This is a genomic window from Kitasatospora sp. NPDC001261 (assembly GCF_042896795.1).
GTDB lineage: Bacteria > Actinomycetota > Actinomycetes > Streptomycetales > Streptomycetaceae > Kitasatospora.
The window spans coordinates 137,403-160,333 of the sequence record NZ_JBIAXP010000012.1 but is presented as its reverse complement, the minus strand read 5'-3'; the positions used below and the strand labels follow the sequence as shown (position 1 = coordinate 160,333).

Here is a 22,931-nt window from a genome sequence, read left to right as displayed (position 1 = left end):
GGCCGGGGGGGGGGGGGGGGGGGCGGGGGGGGCCCCGGGGGGTGGGGGGGGCGGGGGGGGGCGCGCCCCCCCCCCCCCCCTCTCCCATGAACCGCATCCCCCGGGCTGTCAGGCCTTCGGAAGCGTTATCCCCAGTTCGAGCATGGCGGGGGAGGCCGGGCCGCCCTCGGAGCGCTCGGTCTTGTAGCCCTTGACGCCCGGGGCGACGGTGCGCGGGTCCACTGCCTCGGAGGGGGCGCCGGTGGTGTAGAGGCCTTCGGGGTCCTGGTCACGGTCGTGCGGCAGGAGCCAGAAGACGCGCCGGCGGAAGGTGCCGGAGGCGCGCGAGGACTTGGCGTCGGGGCCGAGGATCGCGTAGCCGACCATGCGGCCGTCGCGGTGGTAGGCCGGGCGGCCGCGGCGGGTGGTGAGGCGGTCCAGCGACTGACGGACGTAGTCGAGGTCGGAGGTGTCCTCCAGCCAGACGAGGTCGGTTTCGTGGGCGAGCTCGGCCGGGTCGATCAGCGCGCTCACGCGTGGTGCTCCTCTGTGTCGTCGGTGATCAGGCCGATGCCCGGGTAGTACTTGCGGCTGTTGGACAGGACCATCTCCTTGGGAGATGTCATACCCAGTGTCTCCCGAACTCGTGCGGCGAAGGCACGCCCGGATACGGGATTGGCCCCCTCGAAGCCGCACCAACGGGTGTAGGCGCCGAAGAGCTGGGACTGTTCGGCCCGCATGCCCTCGCCTGTGACGCACGCCTCCTTGAGGAAGCGGCCCACGTGGTCCTCGGTCTCGGCGTAGGCCGTGGTCGCGGTCTGGACGGCCTGGGGGCCGGCGAGGTCCTTCTCCCCGGCGAAGTAGCGGCGGGCGCCCTCGATGAGCCAGGCCAGGATCCCGGGCCCCTCCTCGGCGACGAGGACGTGGGCCAGGTTGTCGATCTTGCGCTCCTCGGGCACGACCCGCTCGAACGGGATCAGGCGCATGCGCCGCCAGAAGGCGAAGCCGCCGGTGCCGACCTCGGGGCGGTGGTTGCCGAGCAGCCAGAGTTTGTGGGTGGGCTCGAAGGAGAAGAAGTCCTGGCGCATCCGGCGGGCCTTGATCTTGTCCCCGCCGGTGAGCAGCTTGACCCGGGCCTCGTCGAAGCGGTCGCCGGGCTTGAGCTCGGAGCAGACGATGATCCGGCGGCCGTGGAGCTCGGCGAGGTCGGTGGGGTGGCCGTCGAAGGTCTTGGCCATGAGGAAGCCGGGCGGGGCCGCGTCGGCGTAGTCGCCGAGGAGCTGGATCATGACGTCGAGCAGGACGGACTTACCGTTCTTGCCCTGGCCGTAGAGGAAGGGCATGACCTGGGCGCCGACGTCGCCGCTGATGGAGTAGCCGAGCAGCAGGTGGAGGAAGTCGCGGGTCTGGCGGCCTTCCTTGTCGTCGCCGAAGGTGTCGGTGAGGAAGCGGTCCCAGCGGGGGGTGGGCATCCGGGACGGGGCGAGGGTGGTGGAGCGGGAGTGGTGGTGGACCTTCGGGTCGGGCGGCACGATGGCGCCGGTGCGCAGGTCGACCACGCCGCTCGGGGTGCACAGGGCGTACGCGTCGGCGTCCAGGAGAGCCGCGTTAAGGACCATCCCCGGGGCGGACTTGGCCTGGGCGAGCATGGCGTTCATACCCGAGGTGGACAGGGCGCGGCGGCGGTGCCGACGCAGGTCGGTGTTGGTGTAGACGCCGCGGGGGTCGTGGGTGGCGATGCTCTCGGCCATCTCGCCGGCGGCCCACAGGACGGTGTCGTCCTCGTCGAGCTGCCAGCGGTGGGCGGCCCAGCGGTACCAGCCGAGTCCCGGGACGTGGCGGTAGTCGCGTCCGTAGAGGTGGACGAAGAGCTTGGCGTTGCCGCGGTCCGACAGGGAGTCCGGCAGGAGGCCCTGCGGGCTCGCCTGTGGGCCTGCGGGGGCGGGGGTGGACCGAATGACCGGTGAGGCCGTCGAGGGGCCCTGGACGGCCTGAACAGGCGTCTGCTGGGCCGCCACGGGGGCAGGTTCCTCCAAGAGGCTCTCCTGCACGGCGGTGCCGTGCCAGGGGGCCTGCGAGGGACCCGGGACCGGCGGGTACTCCAGGATCTGCTGCGCTGCGGCCACGGGGTCGAAGACCGTCCTCTTACGGGTGCTGTCGCTCATCCGCGCGCCTTCCCGATGTGCAGGGGCTGCCGGGCTCCGGCGGCGAGGCCGGAGCGGATGACGGCGGAGCTGTGCCGGTCCTGGGACGGGCGGGCGGTGTGTGCGGCATCGGTGAGCAGCCGCTCGGCGGCTGCGTGGGTGAGGTGCCCGGCGGCGACCAGGCCTCCGGCGGTGAAGGCGGCGCGGTTGAGCTTGCCGGTGAACCCGACCCCTTCGGCCGTGCCCGCGCAGTCGGTGACGTCCTGCAGAACGGTGTCGAGGACCCGATCGGCACCCCGCTTGCCGCCGCCGGCGGCCACGACGGCCTGACGGCCCCGGTAGGGGACGGCCTGCTGGGGGACGCTGTGTGTACCGGGCTGGTCCTTGAGGTGGCCGGTGCGGATGAGTTCTTCGGCGAGCCACCTGGGGAGCGGCGCGGGGACCGTGGCACCGGGCAGCGGGGTGTAGACACCGTTGGCGGTCGCCGTGACGGGAGCGACGATGTAGCCACCGTGGGCACGGACGTCGACCTGCCAGGCGAGGGCCCGGCCGGCGGAGGAGCCTGCGGAGCAGGCGAACCGGTGGTGGGCCTGGTCGCGGTACCAGATGTGCAGGCCCCCGGAGGGGGTTCGCACCCTCAGGGTCGCGGTGTCCCCGGCCGGGTCGGGCGCTCCGCGCAGAGCCGCCAGCAGGGCGAGGGTGTGGTAGCCGTTCTCCAGGCCGTCGAGGTTGACGTGCTCGTGGATCGGGATGCCTGGCAGGATCCGGTCCCGGGAGGGGACAGGGCCCGGGTGGCTGTCGACGTCGATGACGACCAGGCCCGCAGGGCCGCAGGCGACGCCCGTACCGAAGTCCGGGTTGACTCGCCACCAGGCCGTGATGACGTCCTGGTCGACGGTGGCGGCGTGGAAGCCGTGGCACCAGCGACCCACCCGGGGGCAGATGCATTCGGTGGGGGAGTGCGGGGAGTCCTGGCAGGCCTGACAGTTGGCCGGCGGGGTCTTGCGTCCGGGAGCCAGCGGATGGACGGGCCACCCCTGGGCGGCACACCAGCGAGCGACGGCGAGCGCCTCCGGCTGACGCTCCGCTCGGTCGCTCCCCACGGCCTTCGGCGCCGTCACGCTGGTCCCTTCCCCTTGGTTCGGTAGCTGATCGGTAGCTCGGTAGCTGCCCGGACGTGAGTCGCCGGCTGAGTCACTGAAGGCAAAAAGCCAGGTCAGAGCACTGGCGGATGCCGGATCAGCGACTGAAGCGACCGAAGTCCAGAAGATAGCTCACACAGACTAGCCGAGCGAGGACATACGAGCCCGAACCGGCGGAGCCCGTGGGAAGACTGAGCGACCGAACCGTTGGCCAGCGACCGAGTCGCTTCGGTCGCTGGTTCCGGTGCTTCGACGTTTCCGCAGGTAGAAGCCGTTTTCCAAGCCCATCAGCGACTGAAGCGACTCAAGCCCGGGTCTATAACGCACACACGCACACGGGAATGTCTTTATATACCCGAGCCTGAGTCGCTTCAGTCGCTGATCGGGTGAGTATATGGGTTCTGACCTGGGGTTTTGTCCAGCGACTGAAGCTCAGCGACTGAAAGCGACTGAGCCTCTCCGGACAGAACGGCGGCGTGTCGCGCGTGTCAGGCACGGCTGAAGGTGCCGGGTTCGGTCGCTTGGGTCGCTTCAGTAGCTCCGCCGAGGACGAAGGGGAGCCGGCGGACTACCCAGGAGTTCTGCTGCCGCGGGTTGCCGAGCCGCCGGCACCGGAACCGGTGAAGCCCCGTGGGCAGCGACCGAGCGACCGAAGCGACTCTGGTACCGACTTGCCGCAGGATCCGGTTCCGGCTGCCCTGCCTCAGTCGAGGGGAACGAGTCGGTACCGGCCCGAGACGTCCTCCGGACCCTGCACCGCCAGCACAGGCCGTCGTTCGCCGCGGGCCGGTCGCAGCGTGCGCTGCCGTCGCCGGTGCAGCGTTCGGCCGGGACTGCCGTGGGGGTGGTGGCCTTCGGGGTATGCCGGCAACCGCCGCACAGACCTGACGTTCCCACCGGGCGGGGGCGTTCACAGCCGGGACAGCACTGGCCGAGCCTCGGGAGGCGGTCAGGCCCGGTGGGGGCGGTGTCGGCGGGTGCTGAGGGCACCACCGGTGGGCGGGACGCGGCCCGGCGGTCGGTGATGACTTCCCGGCACGTCCGGCACGCAGTACCGGAGGACCACAGCACTCCGGTCTCGCAGTCGGGGTCAGGGCACCCCCAGCGGGGCAGTGCGACGCCCAGCAGCCAGCGGCCGACGTCCCGGATGTCCGATGGCGTCGTGGCGGCCAGGCGGGCCGTCAGGCGGGCTCGAAGCCTCGCGTCGTCGGTGCCGGTACGCAGCTGGCGGCCGGCCTCGCGGCCGATGAGCCGCTGGGTGAAGGTGTTGGCCCGGGGCAGGAGCCAGCGGACGGGTTCGAGGGCAGCGTGGACGCGGGGGCTGTAGGTGAGTTCGGGGGCGTTGCTGTCGGGGTGCTCCCCCGCGCGGAGCGCGAGACGCGGGCTCGGCAGTCGAGCCGCCACCGGCTCACCCGGGGGCACCGGTTCCGTGCGCACGGCCGGGCGGCCGGGCACCGACCCACCTACCGGTATCTCGCCTCCGGCGGGTGGGACAAGCGGACGTTCGTCCTCGGGTCGGTCAGTCATAGGGTCTTCTCTGTACGCGAGCGATCCGTCATCAACGCGGGGACCCGATCCGTCACCAACAACAGGAGACACGGGTGTGGCGAAGAGGTCGAACGGGTCGCCGGGGCGGGGTTCCGGTTCGACCGTGGCGAGGGTGAAGAGGTGCCGGCCCTGGGCGCCGGCGCGGCGCTCGACGGTGATCCAGCCGGTGGCCTCCAGGCCGTCGATCACCTTCCCGGCGGCTTCCGTGGTGATCGGGCTGCCCGCGCGGCTGCCCGTGTGGTGGCGCAGGTAGCCGGCGAGCTCGGCCTCGGTCAGGGCGATCTTCAGGGCCACGGCGTAGGCGATGGCGGCGTACGCGCGCAGTTGGCGCGACGTGAGGTCCTCGCAGGCGGCGACGGGCAGCCAGACGAAGCGCTCCGAGGACGTCATCGGCCGCACCCGGCGCAGGCAGGTGGTGCCCCAGCCGCCGGGCATGGAGCGGCGGGTGTTCTCCGGCAGTTCGATCACGCCGTCGGGCGCGCTGGAACGGAGCTGGGAGATGCCGCGTTCGACGGTGGACTTCGACAGCCCGAGGTAGGACGCGAGGGTGCGGGCGCCGGCGGTGCAGCCTTCGGGGCGCTGGGCGAGTGCCTTGATCTTGACGTAGACGCTGAGCGCCGCGTCCGCGTAGAACGGGGACTCCACGATGCGGATGGGGACTTTGACCCGTTGCCGGCGCTGTCGCGGGGGCAGCCCGTTCCAGGCGGCGATATCGTGCGACGGCTGGAAATCGCGTGGATTTTGCTTCATTATATTGCCTGTACATGTGGCATGTCCGGCCCGTACGGGAGTTGGATCACTCCAGTCGGGCGGCACGGTCCCTGTGTTCGTGTCATGTGGATGTCTCCGTGTCGGGAGGCAGAAGCCTTCATCGGCTTCGGTTCGGCAGAACCTCGTTGTTGTCCGGGTTGGCGCCCGGACGGGCTCGGCCCACTGAGTTGGCGCTCGGTGGGCGGTTTGATCTCTGGACCGCGTTCCAGGTGCCTGGCAGCGCCTGAAACGCGGTCGTCGGGGCGGCGGCCACCCGTGGCGGGGGCCGCCGCCGTCCCGTTTCTGCGGACTGTCAGGTGAGCGGGGCGGTCGCGACCTTGGCGAAGAACGCGAGACGCTCGTTCTGCCAGGCCGTGACGGTCACACAGCGCCCTTCGCCGGAATGCGGGGCGTTGGAGGTGGTCTTGATCCAGCAGGGGCTGTCGAACTCGACGTAGCGGTGGAACACGGCGTCCATCGAGACGGGGACGGTTCCGCTCCTGCCCGGCTCCAGCGAGTGGAGGGCCTGGCGTGCGGCCTCCAGCAGGACCATGCCGGGGACGTGGTCGACGGGGTGGTCGAACAGCACGGGGTGCGCGGTGTCGACCCTGAGCTGCCACCTGCCGGACTGGTCGGTGGGGGTGAGCACGACGTCCCGGGCCCGGTCGCGGCCGACGGTGCTCGGGGTGACGGGCGTGGTGGGGGCGGGCGCGTCGGCGAACATGCGCTCGACGTCACCGCGGCCGGTGCGCAACCGCTGGTAGAGCGCGGGCGCGTGGGTGCCGAAACGGGTGCTGGCCGTGGCCAGCGGGACGCCGTCGCGAAGGACCTGGAAGTCCATGGTCATGGCCACCGGGACCGAGCGGCGGTAGCTGATCTCCGAGGCCGTCACGTGGAGTTCGATCTCGGCGGGGGCGTTCGTGATGGACATGGCCGGGGCGCCGGGGCTGAGCTCGTAGGAGAAGTGCGACCAGCTCATCTGGTGTCCGAAGGGGACGCCGTAGGCGGTGTGCGTCAGGAGCAGCAGGGTCTGCCGGACCGTCTCGCAGAGCATCAGCGGATCGTGCAGTCCGTGCTCCGAGAGGTAGAAGCTGTGGCTGCGCGGCCACTGGGCGGTGACGACGAAGGTGTCCTGGCCGGTGCTGCGCCAGCCGCTGAGGAACACCTCGGAGAACGCGGCACGGTGGACGTACTCGCGGGCCACCGTGGTCGTGAGGACGGGACCTGTGGCCGTGACCGGACGCACCTGTTCGAGCAGCATGATTGCCTCCCCCTAAGCAAACCAAGGCCTCCGGACGGCAATGACCGGGGCCGGATGTAAAATAAAGGGTGTTCGTTATGTTTGTCGACCGAGGGCGGGAGGACTGATGGCGGAACCCAAGCAGGAACGGGCGCTGAGGACGCGGGAGGTGATCCTGCGTTCGGCGGCGGAGGTGTTCGACGAGTGCGGCTTCAGCGGTGCGAGCATCAGCAAGATCATGGATCGCGCCGGCGTGACCCAGGGCGGGATGTACTTCCACTTCAAGTCGAAGCAGGGCCTCGCCCTAGCCGTGATGAACAGCCAGCAGGACCACGTGGAGATCCCGGCGGGGGAGGAGGGGCTGCAGCGGATCATCGACATCACCTTCCACGTCGCCCGGGAGCTGCGGCGCAACGTCGTGTTCCGGGCCGGTGTCCGGCTCGCCGTCGAGCAGGGGGAGATCGGCCTGCAGGACGCGACCCCGTACGAGCAGTGGGTGGACCAGTTCCACGAGCAGCTGCTGGTGGCGCGAGGCCGCGGCGAGCTGCTGCCCGACGTGGACGAGAAGGAGTTCGCCCAGGTGGTCGTGGGCTCCTACAGCGGCACCCAGCTCTTCTCGCAGATCGCGACCGGGCGGGAGGACCTCGCCCACCGCGTGGCCGCGCTGTGGCGCTACCTGCTGCCGGCGGTCGCCACCCCGGAGGCGCATGCGCGCCTTCGGGCCCGGGTGGAGGAGGCCGAGTGGGCCAAGGCGTGAAGGCGCGTCGCGTCGTGCTGACCGGTGCCACCGGCTTCGTCGGTTCGGCGGTGCTGCGCGAACTCCGGGGCCGGCGCGCGGGGGACCGGTCGGATGCCGCCGCGTCACGGACGGTCGTCCGGACGGTCGGCAGGCGCCCTGCGGCCGAGGCCGACGGCGAGTGGTTCGCCGCGGACCTGGCGGACCCGGCCTCGCTGCGCGGGGCCTGCGAGGGGGCGGACGTGCTGCTGCACCTGGCCGCGTCGCTGAGCCCGGACGAGTCCGAGTGCGCCGCGGTCAACGTCGCCGGGACCGAGGCGCTGATGGCCGAGGCCGTACGGGCCGGTGTGGGGCGGATCGTGCACCTCTCCACGGCGGCGGTCTACGGGCCGGGGCCGCACCGGGGCGCCGCGATCGGTGAACTCGATCCCGCTCCGGTCTCGGCGGCCAGCCGGACCCGACTCGCCGCCGAGCGGCCCGCGTTGGCGGCCGGGGCGACGGTGCTGCGGCCGGGACTGATCGTGGGCCCGGGGGACCGCTGGGTGGTGGCCGCGCTGGCCGAGCTCGTCGAGCGGGTGCCCGCGCGCTGGGACGGCGGGCGGGGCCTGCTGTCGATGGTCGGCGTGACCGACCTCGCCCGGCTGGTCACGGACCTCGCCGCCCGGCCCGCCCCAGGGGCCGGCGAGGTGTTCCACGCCAGTCATCCGGTGCCGGTGCGCAACCGGGACCTGATGGCGGTGCTGGCCGGACACGGGGTCCTGCCGGGGGTCGAGCGGGACCTCGGCTGGGCCGAGTGCGTGCGGCGCCTGGAGGAGGTACCCGGGCGCGTGAGCGAGCGTCAGTTCGCGCTGCTGGCAAGCGATCACTGGTACCGGTCCGAGGAGGTGTGGACCACGGCCGGATGCCGGCCGGGCCCGGGCCCCCTGGTCCGGATCGGGGAGGCGGCGCGGTGGTACCGCTCGCACCTGGCGGCGCTCCGGTCTGGCTGATCCCGTCCTCCCGGGTACCCGGGAGGACGGCTCACCGGCCGGGGTCGGAGATCCGCGGCCGGACGAGGCGCCACACCCGCGTCAGCTCGGCGGTGACGGCCTCGGGGGACGCGTCGGGCCCGTCGTCCCGGATCAGGGTCTCGGCGCCCGCGACGAGCATCCGGGCCAGGGCCGTGACGTCGTCGGGCGCCGCGGGAGGGAGCAACTCCACGTTCTCGTGCGCCAGTTCGGCCAGCCGCTTGATCTCGGGAAGCCAGAACGTCGACCAGTTGGGCGAGTCCGACCGCTCGCGTCCCAGCCGCGCCGTCGCCTGGACGAAGACGTCCTTCTCCAGGAGGCGGGACAGTTCGACCGTCAGGTTGGTGAGCAGGTCCAGCGGCGGGGCCGGCAGCGCTGTCACCCGCTCCAGAGTGCCCTGCACCGCGAACCTGCCTCTCTCCGCCACCGCGTCGGCCAGTTCGCCCTTGGTCTTGAAGTGGAACGTCAGCGCTCCCATCGACAGGTCGGCCGCCTGCTTGATCTGCACCAGGGACGTGCCCTCGTAACCGTTGTGGGCGAACCGCGACGCCGCCGCCCGTACAAGGACGTTGCGGGTACGCATCGCCCTCTCCTGCTTCACCATGCTCTCTCCGAGCCCAAGACCGTTAGCCAGTAGCAAGACTGCGCAGCGCACGAGCCTCCCGGCAAGCGCGAGTTGCCGAAGATGCGCCGGGTTCGATGGAAACCCGGCCGGTTCGGCCGACCGCTGCTGCCCGCGGAGGCGCGCTCCACCCGACGATGCGTCAGTACGACAAGGTACCCCCAACAAAAAAAAGAGGGTGTTCGCTATTATTTTGCCGTGCGCGCCAGTCTAGTGCGAGCACGGGGAGGTCATGTCATGCTCACAACCGCACTGCCGGGCTCCGGTGTCTCGGTCCTGGGGTTCGCCGAGAGGATCTTCGACGCGCTGCCGCGCGTGGACCAGCGCCGCTGGGCGCACGTCTACCTGCGCGGCATGCTCGAGACCCCGGGGCGCAAGTCGGTGCGGCGCCTCGCGGCCGGGGCCGAGGACGCGCCCAGGGTGCTCCAGTCGCTGCACCAGTTCATCAACGGCAGCCCCTGGGAATGGGCCCCGGTCCGTGCGGAACTGGCCAGGTGGACGGGGCAGGGCCTTGCCGCCCGGGCGCTGGTGATCGACACCGCCGTGCTCCGCAAGCGGGGCGAGCACTCCTGCGGAGTGCACCGCCGCTTCGTGCCCGCCAGCGGCCGCTCGGTCACCTGCCAGGTCGGCCTCGGGGCCTTCCTGGCAACGCTCGACGAGGCCGTTTCGGTCGACTGGAGACTGCTGCTGCCGTCCTCGTGGACCGAGGACGCCGAGCGCAGGGAGCGCACGAGGATCCCCGACGACGTGGGCCGCTGCTCGGCGGCGCGGCAGGCGCTCGAACTGGTCGACGCGGTGGCGGCAGCCGGGGTCGCTCCCGTGCCGGTGGTGGCCGACTTCAGCGGCGAGGGCGGGGCCGAGGCGCTGGTGCACGGACTCGGGCTGCGCAAGCGGGACTTCGTGGTCGCGGTCCCGGCCGGCCTGCGGGTCACGGTCGGCGGCCGCAGTGGCGTCCAGTCGCAGCGCGCGGGCGCGGCGCAGCCCGCCGTGGCGGAGGTCCGCTCCCTGCCGTCCGGCGGGTGGGCGGACGCGGCGGGGCGCAGCGCCGTGGTCTCCCCGGCCGGGCAGGCCCGCGTGGTGACCGTCCTGGGCGGCACCGTCGGACTGGCCGACGCACCGGGGATCCCGCGGCAGTACCGGCTCTTCAGCGTCCGCACCCCCGGCTCGCGCGGCCCGGCACGGCTGTGGCTGACCAACCTGACCCACGCCCGGCCGGAGAACCTCTGCGACCTGACGCTCCATCACGCGGTGGCGCAGCGCACGACGGCCCGGCTGGAGGCCGACTTCGGGCTGACCGACTTCGAGGGGCGCTCGTTCCCGGGCTGGCACCACCACATGACGATGGTGTCCGCCTCCTACGCCTACCAGCGGCTCGGCCGGGGCGTCGCCGCGCAGGCGCTGGCAGCGGCAGGGTGAGCCGGCGGGTGCGGCCGGGGCCCGGTGACTTCCCGAAGTCGCGGGATGTGCGCCTCCGGGCTCTGAAAACATAGCGAATGTTCTTTATGATTTGAGGGTCGGGCGCACGATCGCCCGGTCAGGATCACGGGTCCACGAGACCCGTCGCTACGGCATGGGGGACGTTGCGTGTCAACGGCAGTGGAATTCCGCATCCTGGGACCAGTGGGCGTCCGCGTCGGCGGGCAGGAGGTCCATCTCGGAGGGACCAAGCCCAAGACGGTGCTCAGCGCGCTGTTGCTGGCGGGGGAGCAGGTCGTCAGCGATGACAGACTGAGCTACGTGCTGTGGCGCGACCGGCCGCCGAGAACCAGCGACGCGCAGATCTACACGTACATTTCGCGGTTGCGGAAGGCCTTCGCCGGACACGCCAACATCGCCCGCCAGGGCCAGGGTTACGCGATGTCCATCGGCGCGGCGATGTTCGACTGGAAGCAGTTCACCCAGCTCTCCGCACAGGGGCGGTCCGCCCTTGCCAACCGCCGGTACCGGCTGGCCTCGCGGTACTTCACCGATGCCCTCGACCTGCAGAGCGGACCGGTGCTCACCGACACCACCGAGTACCTGCTCAGCGAGGAGGCCGCCGCGCTGACGGAGGCGAGGGTGGTGAGCATGGAGGGGCAGATCGAGGCGAACCTGGCCCTGGGACTCTACGAGGACGTGGTGCCCGACCTGTTCCGGCTGGTGGCCAAGTACCCGTTCCGAGAACGGGTGAGGGCGCAGCTGATGCTCGTCCTGCACCGCTGCGGCCGCCAGTCGGAAGCCATCGCCCTCTACCACCAGGGACGCCGGCTCCTGGCCGAGGAACTCGGCGTGGACCCGGGCATCCAACTGCGCGAGGTCTACCAGGGGATCCTGATGGGCCGCCCCGAACTCGGCGACGCGGCCTGATGACCGCCTACCGCCACGAACCGTACGGCCGGCAGACGTGCGCCTGGCAGGCGCAGATGACCGCGGCCGCCACCCACATCGCCGCCAGCGGGCCGGGGCTGTCCACCAGTGCCACGGACAGCCCGGACACGATCGCGACCAGCACGACCATCAGCAGCCAGGACCGGCGGCGGTACCGGCCGAGCCGCCCGGCGACCGCCGCGTCGAGGCTGTCGTCGAGCAGCGCGTCGACCGCCTCCGCGACGCGGTCGTCGATCAGGTCGCCGAACTTGTCGTTGAGATCACCACGCGACGTCTGAGCGGTCGTCATCATCGGCCTGTTTCCCGTTCTCGGCTGGTTGGTCGGTACGTCCACAACTCTGCCGGTCGCGGTCACCGCGGGCAGTCATGGAGACCCACGGGCCCGCGGTGGGTTTTCCCTACCCCATGTCCGTGGGTTGCCCTTGTGCCGCCGACGCGGCCCCCACACCTACTGTTTCCCGGAGTTCAGCAGATGGATGAGCAAGGAGCGTGGGTCGGCCGTGGACGAGCAGAAGCGCCGATGGGCCGGCCCCGACGGACGACGGGGCTGAGAACTGATGATGGACAACCCGAGGCCGACGGCCGTACCCGGGAGCCGGGGCCTGTCGCACAACCCCCTCAGGGCACTGCGCACCCCCGAACTGTGGCTGGCGTCCGCGCACCTGGCCACCGACGGGGTCATGGCGCTGGCCGGCTTCGCCGTCCTGGCGCTGCTGGTGACCGGCATCATGCTGCTGCCCGTCGCCCTCACCGGAATCCCCCTCGTGGTCGGCGCCGGATGGGCGCTGCACCGGTTGGCGCGGGTCGAACGCGGCAGGTTCGCCATGCTCACCGGAGTGGAGATCGCCGGGCAGCAGGCCCCCGAGCTGTCGATGCGTCCGCTGCAGTCCACGGCCTCGGTCCTCGGCAGCGAGCCGGTCTGGCGGCAGGCCGCGTACTTCACCCTGCTGATGCCGGTGTCGCTGCTGAACTTCTTCGCGGTGGCGCTCCTGTGGGCCGGCCCGGTGATGCTGGCGCTGCTGCCCTTCTACTACTTCGGCCTGCCGAACGGACAGGCGGCGATCGGCCCGCTGGTCGTCGACAATCCGCTGACCGCCCTGGCGGTCGCGATGGCGGGCCTGATCCTCGGTGCTACGGTGTCACCGGTCGCGGTGCGCGCCCTGCTGGCCATGGACACGGGCATCGCCCGGTCCCTGCTCGCCCCGGGGCGGGACGTGGAGCTCACCCGCCGGGTCGAGTACCTGACGCAGAGCCGGGCCAGGGCCATGGACGCGGCGGAGGCCGAACGCCGGCGCATCGAGCGGGATCTGCACGACGGCGCGCAGCAGCGGCTGGTCGCCATGGCGATGACCCTGGGACGGGTCAGCTCCCGGCTCAAGGGTTCCGGCCAGGAGGCCACTGCGGAACTGGTCGACAGTGCTCGCGACGAGGCCCGCCAGGCCATCGTCGAGCTGCGGGACCTGACCCGGGGCCTGCACCCGCCGGTGCTCACCGACCGGGGCCTGGACGCCGCGCTCTCCGCGGTGGCCGCCCGCTCGCCGATCCCGGTGACGGTCGACGTCGAGGTGGAGCCGAGGCCGTCCGCCACCGTCGAGGGAGCCGCGTACTTCGTGGTGACCGAGGCACTGGCCAACGTCGGCAAGCACTCCGCGGCGACCAGCGCCTGGGTGCTGGTGCGGCGGATCGGCGACCGGCTGATGGTCGCGATCGGCGACGACGGGATCGGTGGTGCCGATCCCGCCCGGGGCAGCGGCCTCACCGGTCTGGCGGACCGGGTGGCCGGGCTGGACGGAAAGCTGACGGTCACGAGCCCGGTGGGCGGACCGACCACGATCGAGGTGGAAATGCAATGCGTGTAGTGATCGCCGAGGATTCCGCACTGCTGCGGCAGGGCATGGTGCTCCTCCTCGAGGAACAGGGCATCGAGGTCCTGGCGGCGGTCGGTGACGGAGAGGGCCTGCTGCGGGCGGTGGCCACACACCGGCCCGACGTGTGCGTGGTCGACGTGCGGATGCCGCCGACCTTCGTGGACGAGGGCCTGCGCGCCGCGCTGGTGATCCGCAACCGGTGGCCGGACGTCGGGGTGCTCGTGCTGTCCGCGTACGTCGAGCAGAGCTACGCCGTCGACCTGATCGGCGACGACGGGCAGGGAGTCGGCTACCTCCTGAAGGACCGCGTCTCGGACGTCGACGAGTTCGTCGGCGCGCTGAAGCGGGTGCTGTCGGGGGACACCGTGCTGGACCCCGAGGTCGTCAAGCAGATGCTGGCCCGCAGCCGCAGGAAGGACCCGCTGAGCTCGCTGTCCCCCCGGGAGAAGGACGTGCTGTCCGCCATGGCGGAAGGCCGCTCCAACTCGGGGATCGCCGCCCAGCTGGTCGTCGGGCCCGCCGCAGTCGAAAAGCACATCAGCAACATCTTCACGAAGTTCGGCCTGCACCCGGAGGACGGCGAGAACCGCCGGGTCCTGGCTGTCCTACGCTACTTGGGAGCTTGAAAGCATGTCCTCTGGCAAGAACAACAAGTCACTCATCACGGGTACCGCGCTGCTCGTCCTGCTCGTCGTCATCGGGGCGGGCGCCTGGACGATGCTCAAGGTGCTGCCCGGTCAAAAGGACTTTTCCCAGACCGACCAGGCCGACGCCGCCTCCGTCACGCTGCTGACCGTCAACGCGGCCAACGCGGGTGTCTCACTGAGCCCCAGCAACGACTCCGCGGTGCACGTCACGGCGACCGGCAAGTACACCGACAGCCCGCCGACCGTCACCACCAGTACGTCCGGCGGGACCATCACCGTCTCGCAGTCGTGCTCGGGCGACTGCGACATCAAGCTCGACATCACGCTGCCCGCCCAGCTCGCGGCGAAGGTGTCCTCCGGTGACTCCTGGACCACCGGGCACGACCTGGCCGGCAGCCTCGACATCACCACCCGCTCGGGCGCCATCGACCTCACCAACCCCTCCGGCCCGCTGACCCTGAAGAGCGGCAGCGGCCAGATCAAGGTGGCAGGCGCGGGCTCGGACACGATGGACGCGACGTCGAAGGACGGCGAGGTCCGGGCCGCCTTCCGCGCCGCCCCGACCACGGCGAACGTGACCACCCACGACGGTGGCGTGGACATCACCCTGCCGTCCTCGGACTACTACATCCAGGCGCAGAGCGCGAACAGCTCCCCGAAGATCGACCTGCCGATCGACCGGAACTCCAAGCACAGCGTCATGGTGAAGACCAACAGCGGCGGTATCGACATCCACCGCTGAGAGACCACCGCCACCGGTGAGCAGCACGGCGACCGCCGTTCTCGCGGCCGCCGGAGCCGGTGGCGGTTCGGACGGAGCCCAGACCATTACCCCCGGTGGTCTGGGCTCCGTCACCACCCTTCCCGGGGACGCACGGACGCCCCCGGTCCGCGCGGGGAGCGGCGGCCGGAGGCGTCGTGACGGGCAGGGTGTCGAGCAGTGGGTGTCGAGCAGTGGGTGTTCAACCGCTCCCGGCGAGTGCCGGGTCGGCGGGGACGGTGACCGCCGTCACCAGGAGTCCGCGGCAGGCGGACCAGGCCCCCTCGAAGCCGGCCAGCCGCACACCCGACACGACGGGGCCCGGTACCAGCAGACGGGCCGTGAAGACCGGGGAGTCGGCCTCGAAGGTGATGACGGCCTGGTCGAAGTCCAGCCAGTTGCCGGTCAGTGGGTACCAGGCCTTGTAGACGCTCTCCTTGGCGCTGAACAGCAGTCGGTCCCAGCGCACGTCGGGGCGGCGGTCGAGGAGGGCCGCCACCATCGACCGCTCCTCCTCGACCGCCACCATCCCCAGCTTGAAGGGCAGCGGTTCGTCGGGTTCGGCGTCCAGGCCCAGGGAGGCCACCGTGGCCGCGGGTGCCACCGCGGCGGCCCGGTACCCGGGGCAGTGGGTCATGGAGCCGACAAAGCCGGGCGGCCAGGACGGGGCGCCGGACGGCCCCGGCACCAGAGCCGCCGGGGGCGTCCCCAGCCGTGCCAGCGCGGTTCGGGCGCAGGCGCGGACGGTGGCGAACTCCCGGCGCCGGCGCCGCACGGCGTGCGTGAGCACCGCCCGCTCCTCGGGGAAGAGCGGGACCCCGTCGAGGTCGGCGAACGCCTCCGCGACCTCGACCGGCGGGGAGAACAGGTCCGCGACCAGCGCGCCGCCGCTCACACCAGGACGCTGCCGTTGCCGGGCCGCCGTCCGCGGGTGCGGCGGTTGTCCAGGTTCACGAAGGTGCGGTGCAGCCAGCGGTCGAAGCCGTCGTAGCTCGGCTCGAACGCGGTGCGTCCATGGAGGGTGACCCGGTTGTCGACGAAGGCCATCTCGCCTTGCTGGAGGACGAGCGTGCGCGCGGTCCGCAGGAAGGCGTCGCGCAGCGCGGTCAGGGCGGACCCGGCCTCCTCGTCCAGCGCCTCGGTGGCGTGGAAGTCGACGCGGACGTTGGGGTCCGCCGGGCTGCCGCTGAACACCGGGTGCACCGGGCCGGAGTCCCCGCTGCCGAAGGACGGCGGCGGGGACGTGCGGAAGCGCGGCTGGCCCAGCACCTCGACGACGTGCTCGGGCAGCAGGCCCAGGGTGTTGCGCACCGAGGTGACGAGCGTGCCGGCGGTGCGGGTGCGGTCGTTGCGCAGGCACAGCAGTCCGACGAAGTCGGGGCGGTGCGGGTGGAACGCGTTCTCCACGTGGAGTTCGAGCGGGACGGAGCCGGCGTTGCTCTGCGAGGTCTCCCGGCCGGGGACGGGCACGACGTTCTGGACGAGGGCGCCGAACTTCTCCTCGCGGTAGGCGACGATCTCCCCGAGGTTCAGCGCGACGAGCGCGGCGATCGCGGCCGGCACGGCTGCCTCGCGCTCGACCGAGTCCGGTACGGCCGGGGTGAACGGCAGCTCCTCCTCGACGACCGGCAGGTTGCGCAGCGCGAGGATGCCGTCCTCGCCGGGGTCGTGGCGGTAGGCGCGGATCACCTCCTGCAGGCGGTGCGGCAGCCGGCACGAGAGCTCCCGTGCCGCCTCCACCCACACGGGGTCGTCGATCAGCCGCGGCGCGGTGTAGGCGAGTTGCGTCGCCAGCAGCGCGACCTCGCGCCGCTCCTGCTCGGACAGCGTCAGCGTGAGCCGGTTGTCGGCGGGCGCCAGAACCGGTTCAGGCAGCAGTGTGGTCATGGGGTTTCCTCTTCTCCCGATCTTCTAGGGGCCGTACGGGCGGTCAGGGCCTCAGCTGGACATCGCCACCAGGACGCGGCGGTCGCCGGTGAAGGGCCGGCGGCCGTGGGCGACCAGGAGGTTGTCGATCAGCAGCAGGTCGCCGGTGCGCCAGTCCACGTCGACCGCGGCCTCCAGACCGCGGTCGCGGATCTGGGTGACGTACTCGGGCGGGATGGCGCCGCCGTCGGCGAAGCTCACCGACTGCGGCAGCTCGTCGGCGGGCATCACCCGGGCCAGGGCGGCGGCGTCCGCGCCGAGCATCGCCGGGTGCCACTGGTCGGCCTGGTTGAACCAGACCTCCGCGCCGGTGACCGGGTGCCTCACGGTGGCGGGGCGGTTCTGGACCACGCGCAGGGCGTTGCCGGGACGCCACTGCCACTCGGCCTCGGCGCCGGCCAGGAACCGCTCGACCTCCGCCGGGTCGTCGGTCTCGAAGGTCTCCTGCCAGCTCTTGCCGAGACCGCGGCCGCCGTGCAGGTTCTGGGTGTAGCGGACGCCGCCCGCGAAGGCCTCGCGCACCTCGGCGTCCAGCGACTCCAGCCACAGCGCGGCGTCGACCAGTGGGGTGGCCCCGCCGGTCCCGGGCTGGACGGCGCAGAAGAACAGCAGCCGCTCCGGCCAGGCATGGGCGTACGAGAGCTCGTTGTGCATCGAGATGACGAACTCGGCCGGGTACTCCGTCGAGGTGTACACGTTCCGGCCGACCTTGGTCCGCGGTGAGTTCCCGTGGACGTAGGCCGCCCGGTTCGGCAGCAGTTCGTCCATGACGGTGCCGAGCGTCTCCTCGGTGATGCCGAAGCCCCGGAACACCAGTGCCTTCCGTTCGGTCAGCAGCGCGGCGACATCCGTTCGCCGGAGCTCGGCGAGGAGCCCCTCCGCGTCGCCGGCCACGCCCGGACTCTCCGGGCCGATCTCCAGGGGCTTCCACGCCAGGCGATCCGTCATCACAGCCTTTTCCCTTTCTCCGCCATCGGCGGCACCTCCGCCGCGAGCAGCGCACGGAATCACTGAGTAGAGAGGATCTTTCGCTTTTCTATATTCCGTCTACAAAATTCAATCCGTTGAATATAGGGCCGATCCAATCGCTCTGACCTGGGTATATGCGTAAATTCTGAGTGTTCATGTCACATATCTGAGGGCTCGTCCGCGCCGCTCGGGGTGAGATATAGACCACCTATAGGGCCACTCGGAGAGTAGGTATTCAAGCATTGCCGCCGTCCGTCACCAGGCGGACGAAGACACGTATTGGGAGCGAAATGTCCGAGCAGAACGCGCAGGAGTACCTGGTCGTGCTCAACGACGAGGAGCAGTACTCGATCTGGCGGGCCGAGCGCGAGCTGCCCGCCGGCTGGCGCGCCGAAGGTACCCGCGGCACCAAGGAGGAATGCCTGTCCCACATCGGCACGGTGTGGACCGACATGCGCCCGCTGAGCCTGCGTCAGCGCATGGCCGAGAACGCCGCCTGACCCTCCCCCCTCCCCACCCCCTTTCCCCGTCCCTCCTGACCACGCTCGGAGCACTCGTGGCACGTCAGACGCCCCTCACCCGTCTCATCGCGGACCTGGCAGCCCAGGCTCCGGACACGGTCGCCGTTCGCCACGGCAACCAGGAGATCACCTACGCGGCGCTCGACGAGGCGGCCAACCGGCTCGCGCACTACCTGCGCGACGCCGGTGTCCGCCCGGAGAGCCTGGTCGGCACCCACCTGCCGCACAGTGCCGAGCTGCCGTCGGCCGTCCTCGGCGTCTGGCGGGCCGGCGCGGTCGCCGTGCCGCTGGACGCCGACGGGCCGGCCGCGCACCTGCGCCGGATCCAGCAGGGCAGCGCCGTCGGCGTCGTCCTCACCCTGGAGCGGTTCGCGGCCGAGGTGGCGGGCGAGGGCGTGCGGGTGGTGCTCCTGGACGCGGACGAGGAGGACATCTCGTTCTTCCCGGCGACCGACCCCGGGGCGACCTCGGAGAGCGCCTGGGTGAGCCGGGGCCCGGACGGCACGGCTCTGGTCGTCGAGCACGCGGCCCTGGCCAACCAGGTCCGCTGGACGGCGCGCCGGCACGGGATCGGCGCCGCCGACCGGATCCTCCACCTGGACCGCGCCGTCGACGCCCCGTGGCCGGTGTTCACCGCACTGGCCGCCGGCGCGACCGCGGTGCTGGCGACGCCGGAGGAGGCCGCCGAGCCGGGACGGCTGGCGCACCTCGTCGCCCGACAGGCGGTGACCGTCCTGCCGGCCACTCCCGACCTGCTCGCCGACCTGGTGGGCGGCCAGGAGACGGCGGACCGCTCCGCCGTCAGGCTCGTGCTCGCCGCGGGCACCCCGCTGGAGGCGGACCTCGGCCGGTCGGTTCTCAAGGCCCTGCCCGGGGCCGCGCTCTGGCACGTCTACGGACCGGGCGCCCTCGCCGTCACCGCCCACCCCTTCGACGCCGGGCAGGACGCGCCCCACGCCGTCCTCGGGCGTCCGATCGACAACGTCCGCGTCCTCGTCCTGGACGAGGAGGGCAGCCCGGTCCCGCCGGGTGTCCCCGGCGAGATCCACGTCGCCGGCCTCGGTGCCCCCCACGGCTACCTGGGCGCCCCCGCCCTGACCGCGGCGGCCCTCGTCCCCGCCCAGTACGGTCCCCCCGGCTCCCGCCTCCACCGCACCGGCGACCTGGCCCGCTGGCGCACCGACGGCGCCCTGGAGTACCTGGGCCGCACCGGAGAGGTCACTGCCACCGCCGGCGACGACCGGAAGGCACCGCGCACCGCGGGGCGCCCGCCCTACACGGCCCCCGCCACCGAGGCCGAGCAGATCGTCGCCCAGGCGTGGTCCCGCCTCCTGGAGGTGGAGCGGGTCGGCGCCGACGACAACTTCTTCCAGCTCGGCGGCTACTCGCTGGTCATCACCCAGCTCGCCGAGCAGCTGCGCGCGGCGACCGGCCGTCAGATCGCCCTCACCGACCTGTTCACCGCGGTGACCGTGCGCGAGCAGGCCCGCCTGATCGATCCCGACGGCGGCGCCGACCGGGCGACCCCGCCCGCCGTCACCGCCGTGCCGCGCGACACCGCGCTGCCGCTGTCCTACGGCCAGCGCCGCCTGTGGTTCATGGACTCGATGCAGCCGCAGAGCCCGGAATGGGTCTCCTCGCTGTCCCTGCGCGTGGCCGCGGACACCGGGCCGGAGGCCGTCCGGGCCGCCCTCGATGCCCTCGGCGAGCGCCACGAGGCCCTGCGCACCCGCTACCTGAGCCAGGACGGCGAGCCGCTGCAGGTCGTCGAGGCCCACCGGCCGATCGAGCTGAAGGTCGTCGAGGGCACCCGCGAGGAGCTGCTCACGGCCTGCCAGGAGCAGTTCGACACCGGCTTCGACCTCTCCTCCGGGCGCCTGTGGCGGGCCCTGCTCTGCGGTGAGGGCGACGGCGACCAGCTGCTCCTGATCACCTTCCACCACATCGCCTGCGACGGCTGGTCCACCGCGGTCCTGGAGAGCGAGTTCCGCGAGCTGGTCGAGGCGCACCGCGCGGGCCGCAGCGCCGAGCTGCCCGAACTCCACCTGCAGTACGCCGACTTCGCCGCCTGGCAGCAGGAGTGGCGCAGCAAGGAGAGGCTCGCCGAGAGCCTCGACCACTGGCGGACCGCCCTGGCCGGGGCCGCCCCGCTGGAACTGCCCGTCGACCACCCCCGCCCGGCCGAGCGCGACGGGCGCGGCGGCGTCGTCACCTTCACCGTCCCCGGCCCGCTGGCCGCCGCGGCCAAGGCGTTCGGCCGCCGGCACGAGGCCACCCCGTTCATGACCCTGCTCACCACCTTCGGCACCCTGCTCGCCCGGCACACCGGGCAGTGGGACGTCGTGGTGGGCGCGCCGGTCGCCGGCCGCACCCGCGCCGAGACCGAGCCCATGGTCGGCTTCTTCCTCAACTCCCTGGTGCTGCGCTGCCGCCTCGACGACCGGCAGTCCTTCGCCACCGCCCTGCAGGACGTCCGCACCTCCTGCCTGTCCGCCTTCGCCCACCAGGACCTGCCGTTCGAGCACCTGGTCGAGGAGCTGCGGCCCGAGCGCGACCTCTCCCGGACCCCGCTGTACCAGGTCGCGTTCAACATGCACGACGAGCGGCTGGCCGCGGGCATGCCCGACCGCGAGGACATCGGCTTCCTGCGCGACGCCCGCCGGGTCGCCAAGACCGACCTGACCCTGTACGTCCGCGCGGAGGCCGACGGCAGCTGGACCGGCGCCTTCGAGTACGCCAGTTCGCTGTTCGAGCACGCCACGATCGAGCGGCTGGCCGACCACTTCCTGCGGCTGCTGGAGTCCGCCGTCACCGACCCCGGTTCGGCGCTCGCCGAGCTGGACATCCTCACCGACGCCGAGCGCGAGGAGCTGTCGACCGGCTGGAACGACACCCGGCAGACGTGGGAGCCCGGCTCGGTCATCGACCTGTTCGAGGCCCGTGCCGCCGAGACCCCCGACGCCCCCGCCCTGATCAGCGGCGGACAGGTGCTCACCTACCGGGAGCTCGACGAGCAGGCCAACCGGATGGCCCACCACCTCATCGCCAACGGTGCCCGCCCGGACACCCTGGTCGGCGTCTGCCTGGAGCGGGGCCCCGGGCTGGTCACCGCACTGCTCGGCGTCTGGAAGGCCGGGGCCGGCTACGTCCCGCTGGACCCGGCCAACCCGGCCGAGCGGCTGAGCCACGTCCTGGCCGACTGCGGCGCCCCCGTCCTGGTCACCGAGTCCCCGCTCACCGCCCTCACCGAGTCCTTCGCCGGCGCCCGGGTCTTCGTCGACCGGGACGAGCAGGCCATCGCGGCCCGCCGCGCCGACGCCCCGGCGCGTCCCGGCGACCCGGAGCACCTCGCCTACGTCATCTACACCTCGGGCTCGACCGGCAAGCCCAAGGGCGTCATGGTCACCCAGCACGGCCTGGTCAACCACCTGCGCTGGGCGGCCCGCGACCTGGTCACCGGCGAGGGCGGCGCCCCGCTGTTCTCCTCCGTCGCCTTCGACCTCCCGGCGACCAATCTCTACGTCCCCCTGATCACGGGGCAGCCGGTGCACGTCCTGCCGGCCGACCTGGACCTGTCCGGCCTCGGCCCCGCCCTCGCGGCGGCCGGCCCGTTCAGCTTCGTCAAGCTCACCCCCGGCCACCTGGAACTGCTCAGCCACCAGCTCACCGCCGAACAGTGCGAGCGGCTCGCCCGGCTGATCCTGGTCGCCGGTGAGGCGCTGACCGCCCGCACCGCCAACCACTGGCGGGAGATCCTCGGCGCAGGCCGGCTCATCAACGAGTACGGGCCGACCGAGGCGTCGATCGGCTCCACCGCCCACCCGGTGGTCACCGCCTACGACCAGCCGGTGCCGCTGGGCGGCTCCCTGCCCAACACCACCGGCTACGTCCTGGACGGCAACGGCCGGCTCGCCCCGGTCGGGGTCGCCGGCGAGCTCCACATCGGCGGCGACGGAGTGGCCCGCGGCTACCTCGGCCGGCCGGACCTGACCGCGGAGAAGTTCGTTCCGGACCCGTTCGGCCCGGCCGGCTCCCGGCTGTACCGCACCGGCGACCTGACCCGCCGGCTCCCCGACGGCGCCATCGAGTTCCTCGGCCGCATCGACGATCAGGTCAAGCTGCGCGGCTACCGGATCGAACTCGGCGAGATCCAGGCCCAGTTGACCGCGATCCCGGGCATCAGGGACGCCGTGGTCGTGCTGCGCACGGACGACCGGGGGGAGAAGTCCCTCGCCGCCTACGTCGTCCCCGAGAGCGGCACCGCCGACCCGCAGGCCATCCGCGCCCACCTGGCCGGGGCGCTGCCGGAGTACATGGTCCCCGCCACCGTCTCGGAGCTGCTGGCCATCCCGCTGACCTCGAACGGGAAGCTGGACCACCGGGCCCTGCCCGCCGTCGAGTCTCCGGCCGGCGACCACTGCGCGCCGGCCACCCCCACCGAGGAGCGCATCGCCGAGATCTGGGCGGACATCCTCGGCCTGGAACGGGTCAGCGTCCTGGACAGCTTCTTCGAGATCGGCGGCCACTCGATCCTCGCGATCCGCATGACCGCGCAGCTCCAGGACGAGTTCGACGTCAACCTCACCATTCGAACGGTGTTCGACATGCCTACGGTCCGCGGACTGGCCGAGGCGATCGAGAACGAGATCAAGGCGGAGATCGAGCGGCTTGCCGACTCCGAGCTCATCGACAACTAGCGCTGGCG

The 22,931-nt window shown here is 72.0% G+C and carries 19 protein-coding genes; 9 read left to right on the top strand and 10 right to left on the bottom strand.

What is annotated here, in order from left to right; all coding sequences use genetic code 11:
- Positions 1–108: 108 nt before the first annotated feature.
- The 5 genes from ACFY4B_RS17935 to ACFY4B_RS17915 form a co-directional block, all read right to left on the bottom strand.
- Positions 109–513 carry a DUF6009 family protein gene (locus tag ACFY4B_RS17935; protein WP_331768794.1) on the bottom strand — a complete coding sequence of 135 codons (405 nt, stop codon included), beginning with the start codon at positions 511–513 and terminating at the stop codon, positions 109–111.
- Positions 510–2,144, bottom strand: a complete 1,635-nt coding sequence (locus tag ACFY4B_RS17930) for a phage/plasmid primase, P4 family (protein WP_387968668.1) — start codon at positions 2,142–2,144, stop codon at positions 510–512. The genes ACFY4B_RS17935 and ACFY4B_RS17930 overlap by 4 nt, the downstream gene beginning before the upstream one ends.
- A complete protein-coding gene (locus ACFY4B_RS17925) occupies positions 2,141–3,244 on the bottom strand; it encodes a bifunctional DNA primase/polymerase (RefSeq protein ID WP_387968666.1) in 1,104 nt (367 codons plus the stop codon). The genes ACFY4B_RS17930 and ACFY4B_RS17925 overlap by 4 nt, the downstream gene beginning before the upstream one ends.
- 552 nt (positions 3,245–3,796) lie before the next feature.
- Positions 3,797–5,563 carry a hypothetical protein gene (locus ACFY4B_RS17920; protein WP_387968664.1) on the bottom strand — a complete coding sequence of 589 codons (1,767 nt, stop codon included), beginning with the start codon at positions 5,561–5,563 and terminating at the stop codon, positions 3,797–3,799.
- A gap of 313 nt (positions 5,564–5,876) precedes the next feature.
- Positions 5,877–6,824: a ScbA/BarX family gamma-butyrolactone biosynthesis protein gene (locus ACFY4B_RS17915; RefSeq protein WP_387968663.1), complete on the bottom strand. Its 948-nt coding sequence runs from the start codon at positions 6,822–6,824 to the stop codon at positions 5,877–5,879.
- A 106-nt stretch (positions 6,825–6,930) separates the two neighbouring features.
- Between ACFY4B_RS17915 and ACFY4B_RS17910 the strand changes: the two genes are divergently transcribed.
- Both ACFY4B_RS17910 and ACFY4B_RS17905 read left to right on the top strand, forming a co-directional pair.
- The gene (locus ACFY4B_RS17910; protein WP_375875783.1) at positions 6,931–7,560 is read left to right on the top strand and encodes a ScbR family autoregulator-binding transcription factor; all 630 of its coding nucleotides are present in this window, start codon (positions 6,931–6,933) and stop codon (positions 7,558–7,560) included.
- On the top strand, positions 7,545–8,528 hold the full coding sequence (locus ACFY4B_RS17905; RefSeq protein ID WP_387968661.1) for an NAD-dependent epimerase/dehydratase family protein: 984 nt from the start codon (positions 7,545–7,547) through the stop codon (positions 8,526–8,528). The genes ACFY4B_RS17910 and ACFY4B_RS17905 overlap by 16 nt, the downstream gene beginning before the upstream one ends.
- A 31-nt stretch (positions 8,529–8,559) precedes the next feature.
- On the opposite strand, the gene ACFY4B_RS17900 is transcribed toward ACFY4B_RS17905, so the two are convergent.
- Positions 8,560–9,129, bottom strand: coding sequence for a TetR family transcriptional regulator (locus ACFY4B_RS17900; RefSeq protein ID WP_375875781.1), 570 nt, complete (start codon positions 9,127–9,129; stop codon positions 8,560–8,562).
- Between the two features lie 276 nt (positions 9,130–9,405).
- Here ACFY4B_RS17900 and ACFY4B_RS17895 point away from each other — a divergent pair, with 276 nt between their 5' ends.
- The gene (locus tag ACFY4B_RS17895; RefSeq protein WP_387968659.1) at positions 9,406–10,584 is read left to right on the top strand and encodes an IS701 family transposase; all 1,179 of its coding nucleotides are present in this window, start codon (positions 9,406–9,408) and stop codon (positions 10,582–10,584) included.
- A 204-nt stretch (positions 10,585–10,788) separates the two neighbouring features.
- Positions 10,789–11,514, top strand: coding sequence for a BTAD domain-containing putative transcriptional regulator (locus tag ACFY4B_RS17890; RefSeq protein ID WP_375875779.1), 726 nt, complete (start codon positions 10,789–10,791; stop codon positions 11,512–11,514).
- A 7-nt stretch (positions 11,515–11,521) separates the two neighbouring features.
- Here ACFY4B_RS17890 and ACFY4B_RS17885 read toward each other — a convergent pair whose 3' ends face one another.
- Positions 11,522–11,827 carry a hypothetical protein gene (locus tag ACFY4B_RS17885; protein ID WP_375875778.1) on the bottom strand — a complete coding sequence of 102 codons (306 nt, stop codon included), beginning with the start codon at positions 11,825–11,827 and terminating at the stop codon, positions 11,522–11,524.
- A 265-nt stretch (positions 11,828–12,092) separates the two neighbouring features.
- Here ACFY4B_RS17885 and ACFY4B_RS17880 point away from each other — a divergent pair, with 265 nt between their 5' ends.
- The 3 genes from ACFY4B_RS17880 to ACFY4B_RS17870 are packed head-to-tail and all read left to right on the top strand — an operon-like array spanning position 12,093 to position 14,792.
- A complete protein-coding gene (locus ACFY4B_RS17880) occupies positions 12,093–13,394 on the top strand; it encodes a sensor histidine kinase (protein ID WP_387968657.1) in 1,302 nt (433 codons plus the stop codon).
- Positions 13,385–14,029: a response regulator gene (locus ACFY4B_RS17875; RefSeq protein ID WP_375875775.1), complete on the top strand. Its 645-nt coding sequence runs from the start codon at positions 13,385–13,387 to the stop codon at positions 14,027–14,029. The genes ACFY4B_RS17880 and ACFY4B_RS17875 overlap by 10 nt, the downstream gene beginning before the upstream one ends.
- A 4-nt stretch (positions 14,030–14,033) precedes the next feature.
- Entirely contained in the window at positions 14,034–14,792 is a 759-nt protein-coding gene (locus tag ACFY4B_RS17870) for a DUF4097 family beta strand repeat-containing protein (protein ID WP_375875774.1), read from the top strand.
- A gap of 220 nt (positions 14,793–15,012) precedes the next feature.
- On the opposite strand, the gene ACFY4B_RS17865 is transcribed toward ACFY4B_RS17870, so the two are convergent.
- From ACFY4B_RS17865 to ACFY4B_RS17855, 3 genes are read right to left on the bottom strand one after another with little or no spacing between them, the layout of a single operon-like run.
- Positions 15,013–15,705 carry a 4'-phosphopantetheinyl transferase gene (locus ACFY4B_RS17865; RefSeq protein ID WP_375875773.1) on the bottom strand — a complete coding sequence of 231 codons (693 nt, stop codon included), beginning with the start codon at positions 15,703–15,705 and terminating at the stop codon, positions 15,013–15,015.
- Positions 15,702–16,697, bottom strand: coding sequence for a TauD/TfdA family dioxygenase (locus ACFY4B_RS17860; protein WP_375875772.1), 996 nt, complete (start codon positions 16,695–16,697; stop codon positions 15,702–15,704). The genes ACFY4B_RS17865 and ACFY4B_RS17860 overlap by 4 nt, the downstream gene beginning before the upstream one ends.
- 51 nt (positions 16,698–16,748) lie before the next feature.
- Complete coding sequence (locus ACFY4B_RS17855; RefSeq protein WP_387968654.1) at positions 16,749–17,684, bottom strand: TauD/TfdA family dioxygenase; 936 nt, start codon at positions 17,682–17,684, stop codon at positions 16,749–16,751.
- Positions 17,685–17,995: 311 nt separating this feature from the next.
- Here ACFY4B_RS17855 and ACFY4B_RS17850 point away from each other — a divergent pair, with 311 nt between their 5' ends.
- Both ACFY4B_RS17850 and ACFY4B_RS17845 read left to right on the top strand, forming a co-directional pair.
- Positions 17,996–18,205 (top strand): MbtH family protein, encoded by a 210-nt coding sequence (locus tag ACFY4B_RS17850; protein ID WP_375875770.1) that lies wholly within the window; start codon positions 17,996–17,998, stop codon positions 18,203–18,205.
- A 56-nt stretch (positions 18,206–18,261) separates the two neighbouring features.
- On the top strand, positions 18,262–22,923 hold the full coding sequence (locus ACFY4B_RS17845; protein WP_387968652.1) for an amino acid adenylation domain-containing protein: 4,662 nt from the start codon (positions 18,262–18,264) through the stop codon (positions 22,921–22,923).
- Positions 22,924–22,931: the final 8 nt, after the last annotated feature.

What these genes read in the sequence shown, in the direction of transcription:
- ACFY4B_RS17920 (WP_387968664.1), bottom strand. Translation starts at nt 5,563, where the DNA reads ATGAAGCAAAATCCACGCGATTTCCAGCCGTCGCACGATATCGCCGCC.
- ACFY4B_RS17895 (WP_387968659.1), top strand. Translation starts at nt 9,406, where the DNA reads ATGCTCACAACCGCACTGCCGGGCTCCGGTGTCTCGGTCCTGGGGTTC.
- ACFY4B_RS17860 (WP_375875772.1), bottom strand. Translation starts at nt 16,697, where the DNA reads ATGACCACACTGCTGCCTGAACCGGTTCTGGCGCCCGCCGACAACCGG.
- ACFY4B_RS17850 (WP_375875770.1), top strand. Translation starts at nt 17,996, where the DNA reads ATGTCCGAGCAGAACGCGCAGGAGTACCTGGTCGTGCTCAACGACGAG.
- ACFY4B_RS17880 (WP_387968657.1), top strand. Translation starts at nt 12,093, where the DNA reads ATGATGGACAACCCGAGGCCGACGGCCGTACCCGGGAGCCGGGGCCTG.
- ACFY4B_RS17875 (WP_375875775.1), top strand. Translation starts at nt 13,385, where the DNA reads ATGCGTGTAGTGATCGCCGAGGATTCCGCACTGCTGCGGCAGGGCATG.
- ACFY4B_RS17910 (WP_375875783.1), top strand. Translation starts at nt 6,931, where the DNA reads ATGGCGGAACCCAAGCAGGAACGGGCGCTGAGGACGCGGGAGGTGATC.
- ACFY4B_RS17885 (WP_375875778.1), bottom strand. Translation starts at nt 11,827, where the DNA reads ATGATGACGACCGCTCAGACGTCGCGTGGTGATCTCAACGACAAGTTC.
- ACFY4B_RS17855 (WP_387968654.1), bottom strand. Translation starts at nt 17,684, where the DNA reads ATGACGGATCGCCTGGCGTGGAAGCCCCTGGAGATCGGCCCGGAGAGT.
- ACFY4B_RS17930 (WP_387968668.1), bottom strand. Translation starts at nt 2,144, where the DNA reads ATGAGCGACAGCACCCGTAAGAGGACGGTCTTCGACCCCGTGGCCGCA.
- ACFY4B_RS17870 (WP_375875774.1), top strand. Translation starts at nt 14,034, where the DNA reads ATGTCCTCTGGCAAGAACAACAAGTCACTCATCACGGGTACCGCGCTG.
- ACFY4B_RS17915 (WP_387968663.1), bottom strand. Translation starts at nt 6,824, where the DNA reads ATGCTGCTCGAACAGGTGCGTCCGGTCACGGCCACAGGTCCCGTCCTC.
- ACFY4B_RS17900 (WP_375875781.1), bottom strand. Translation starts at nt 9,129, where the DNA reads ATGCGTACCCGCAACGTCCTTGTACGGGCGGCGGCGTCGCGGTTCGCC.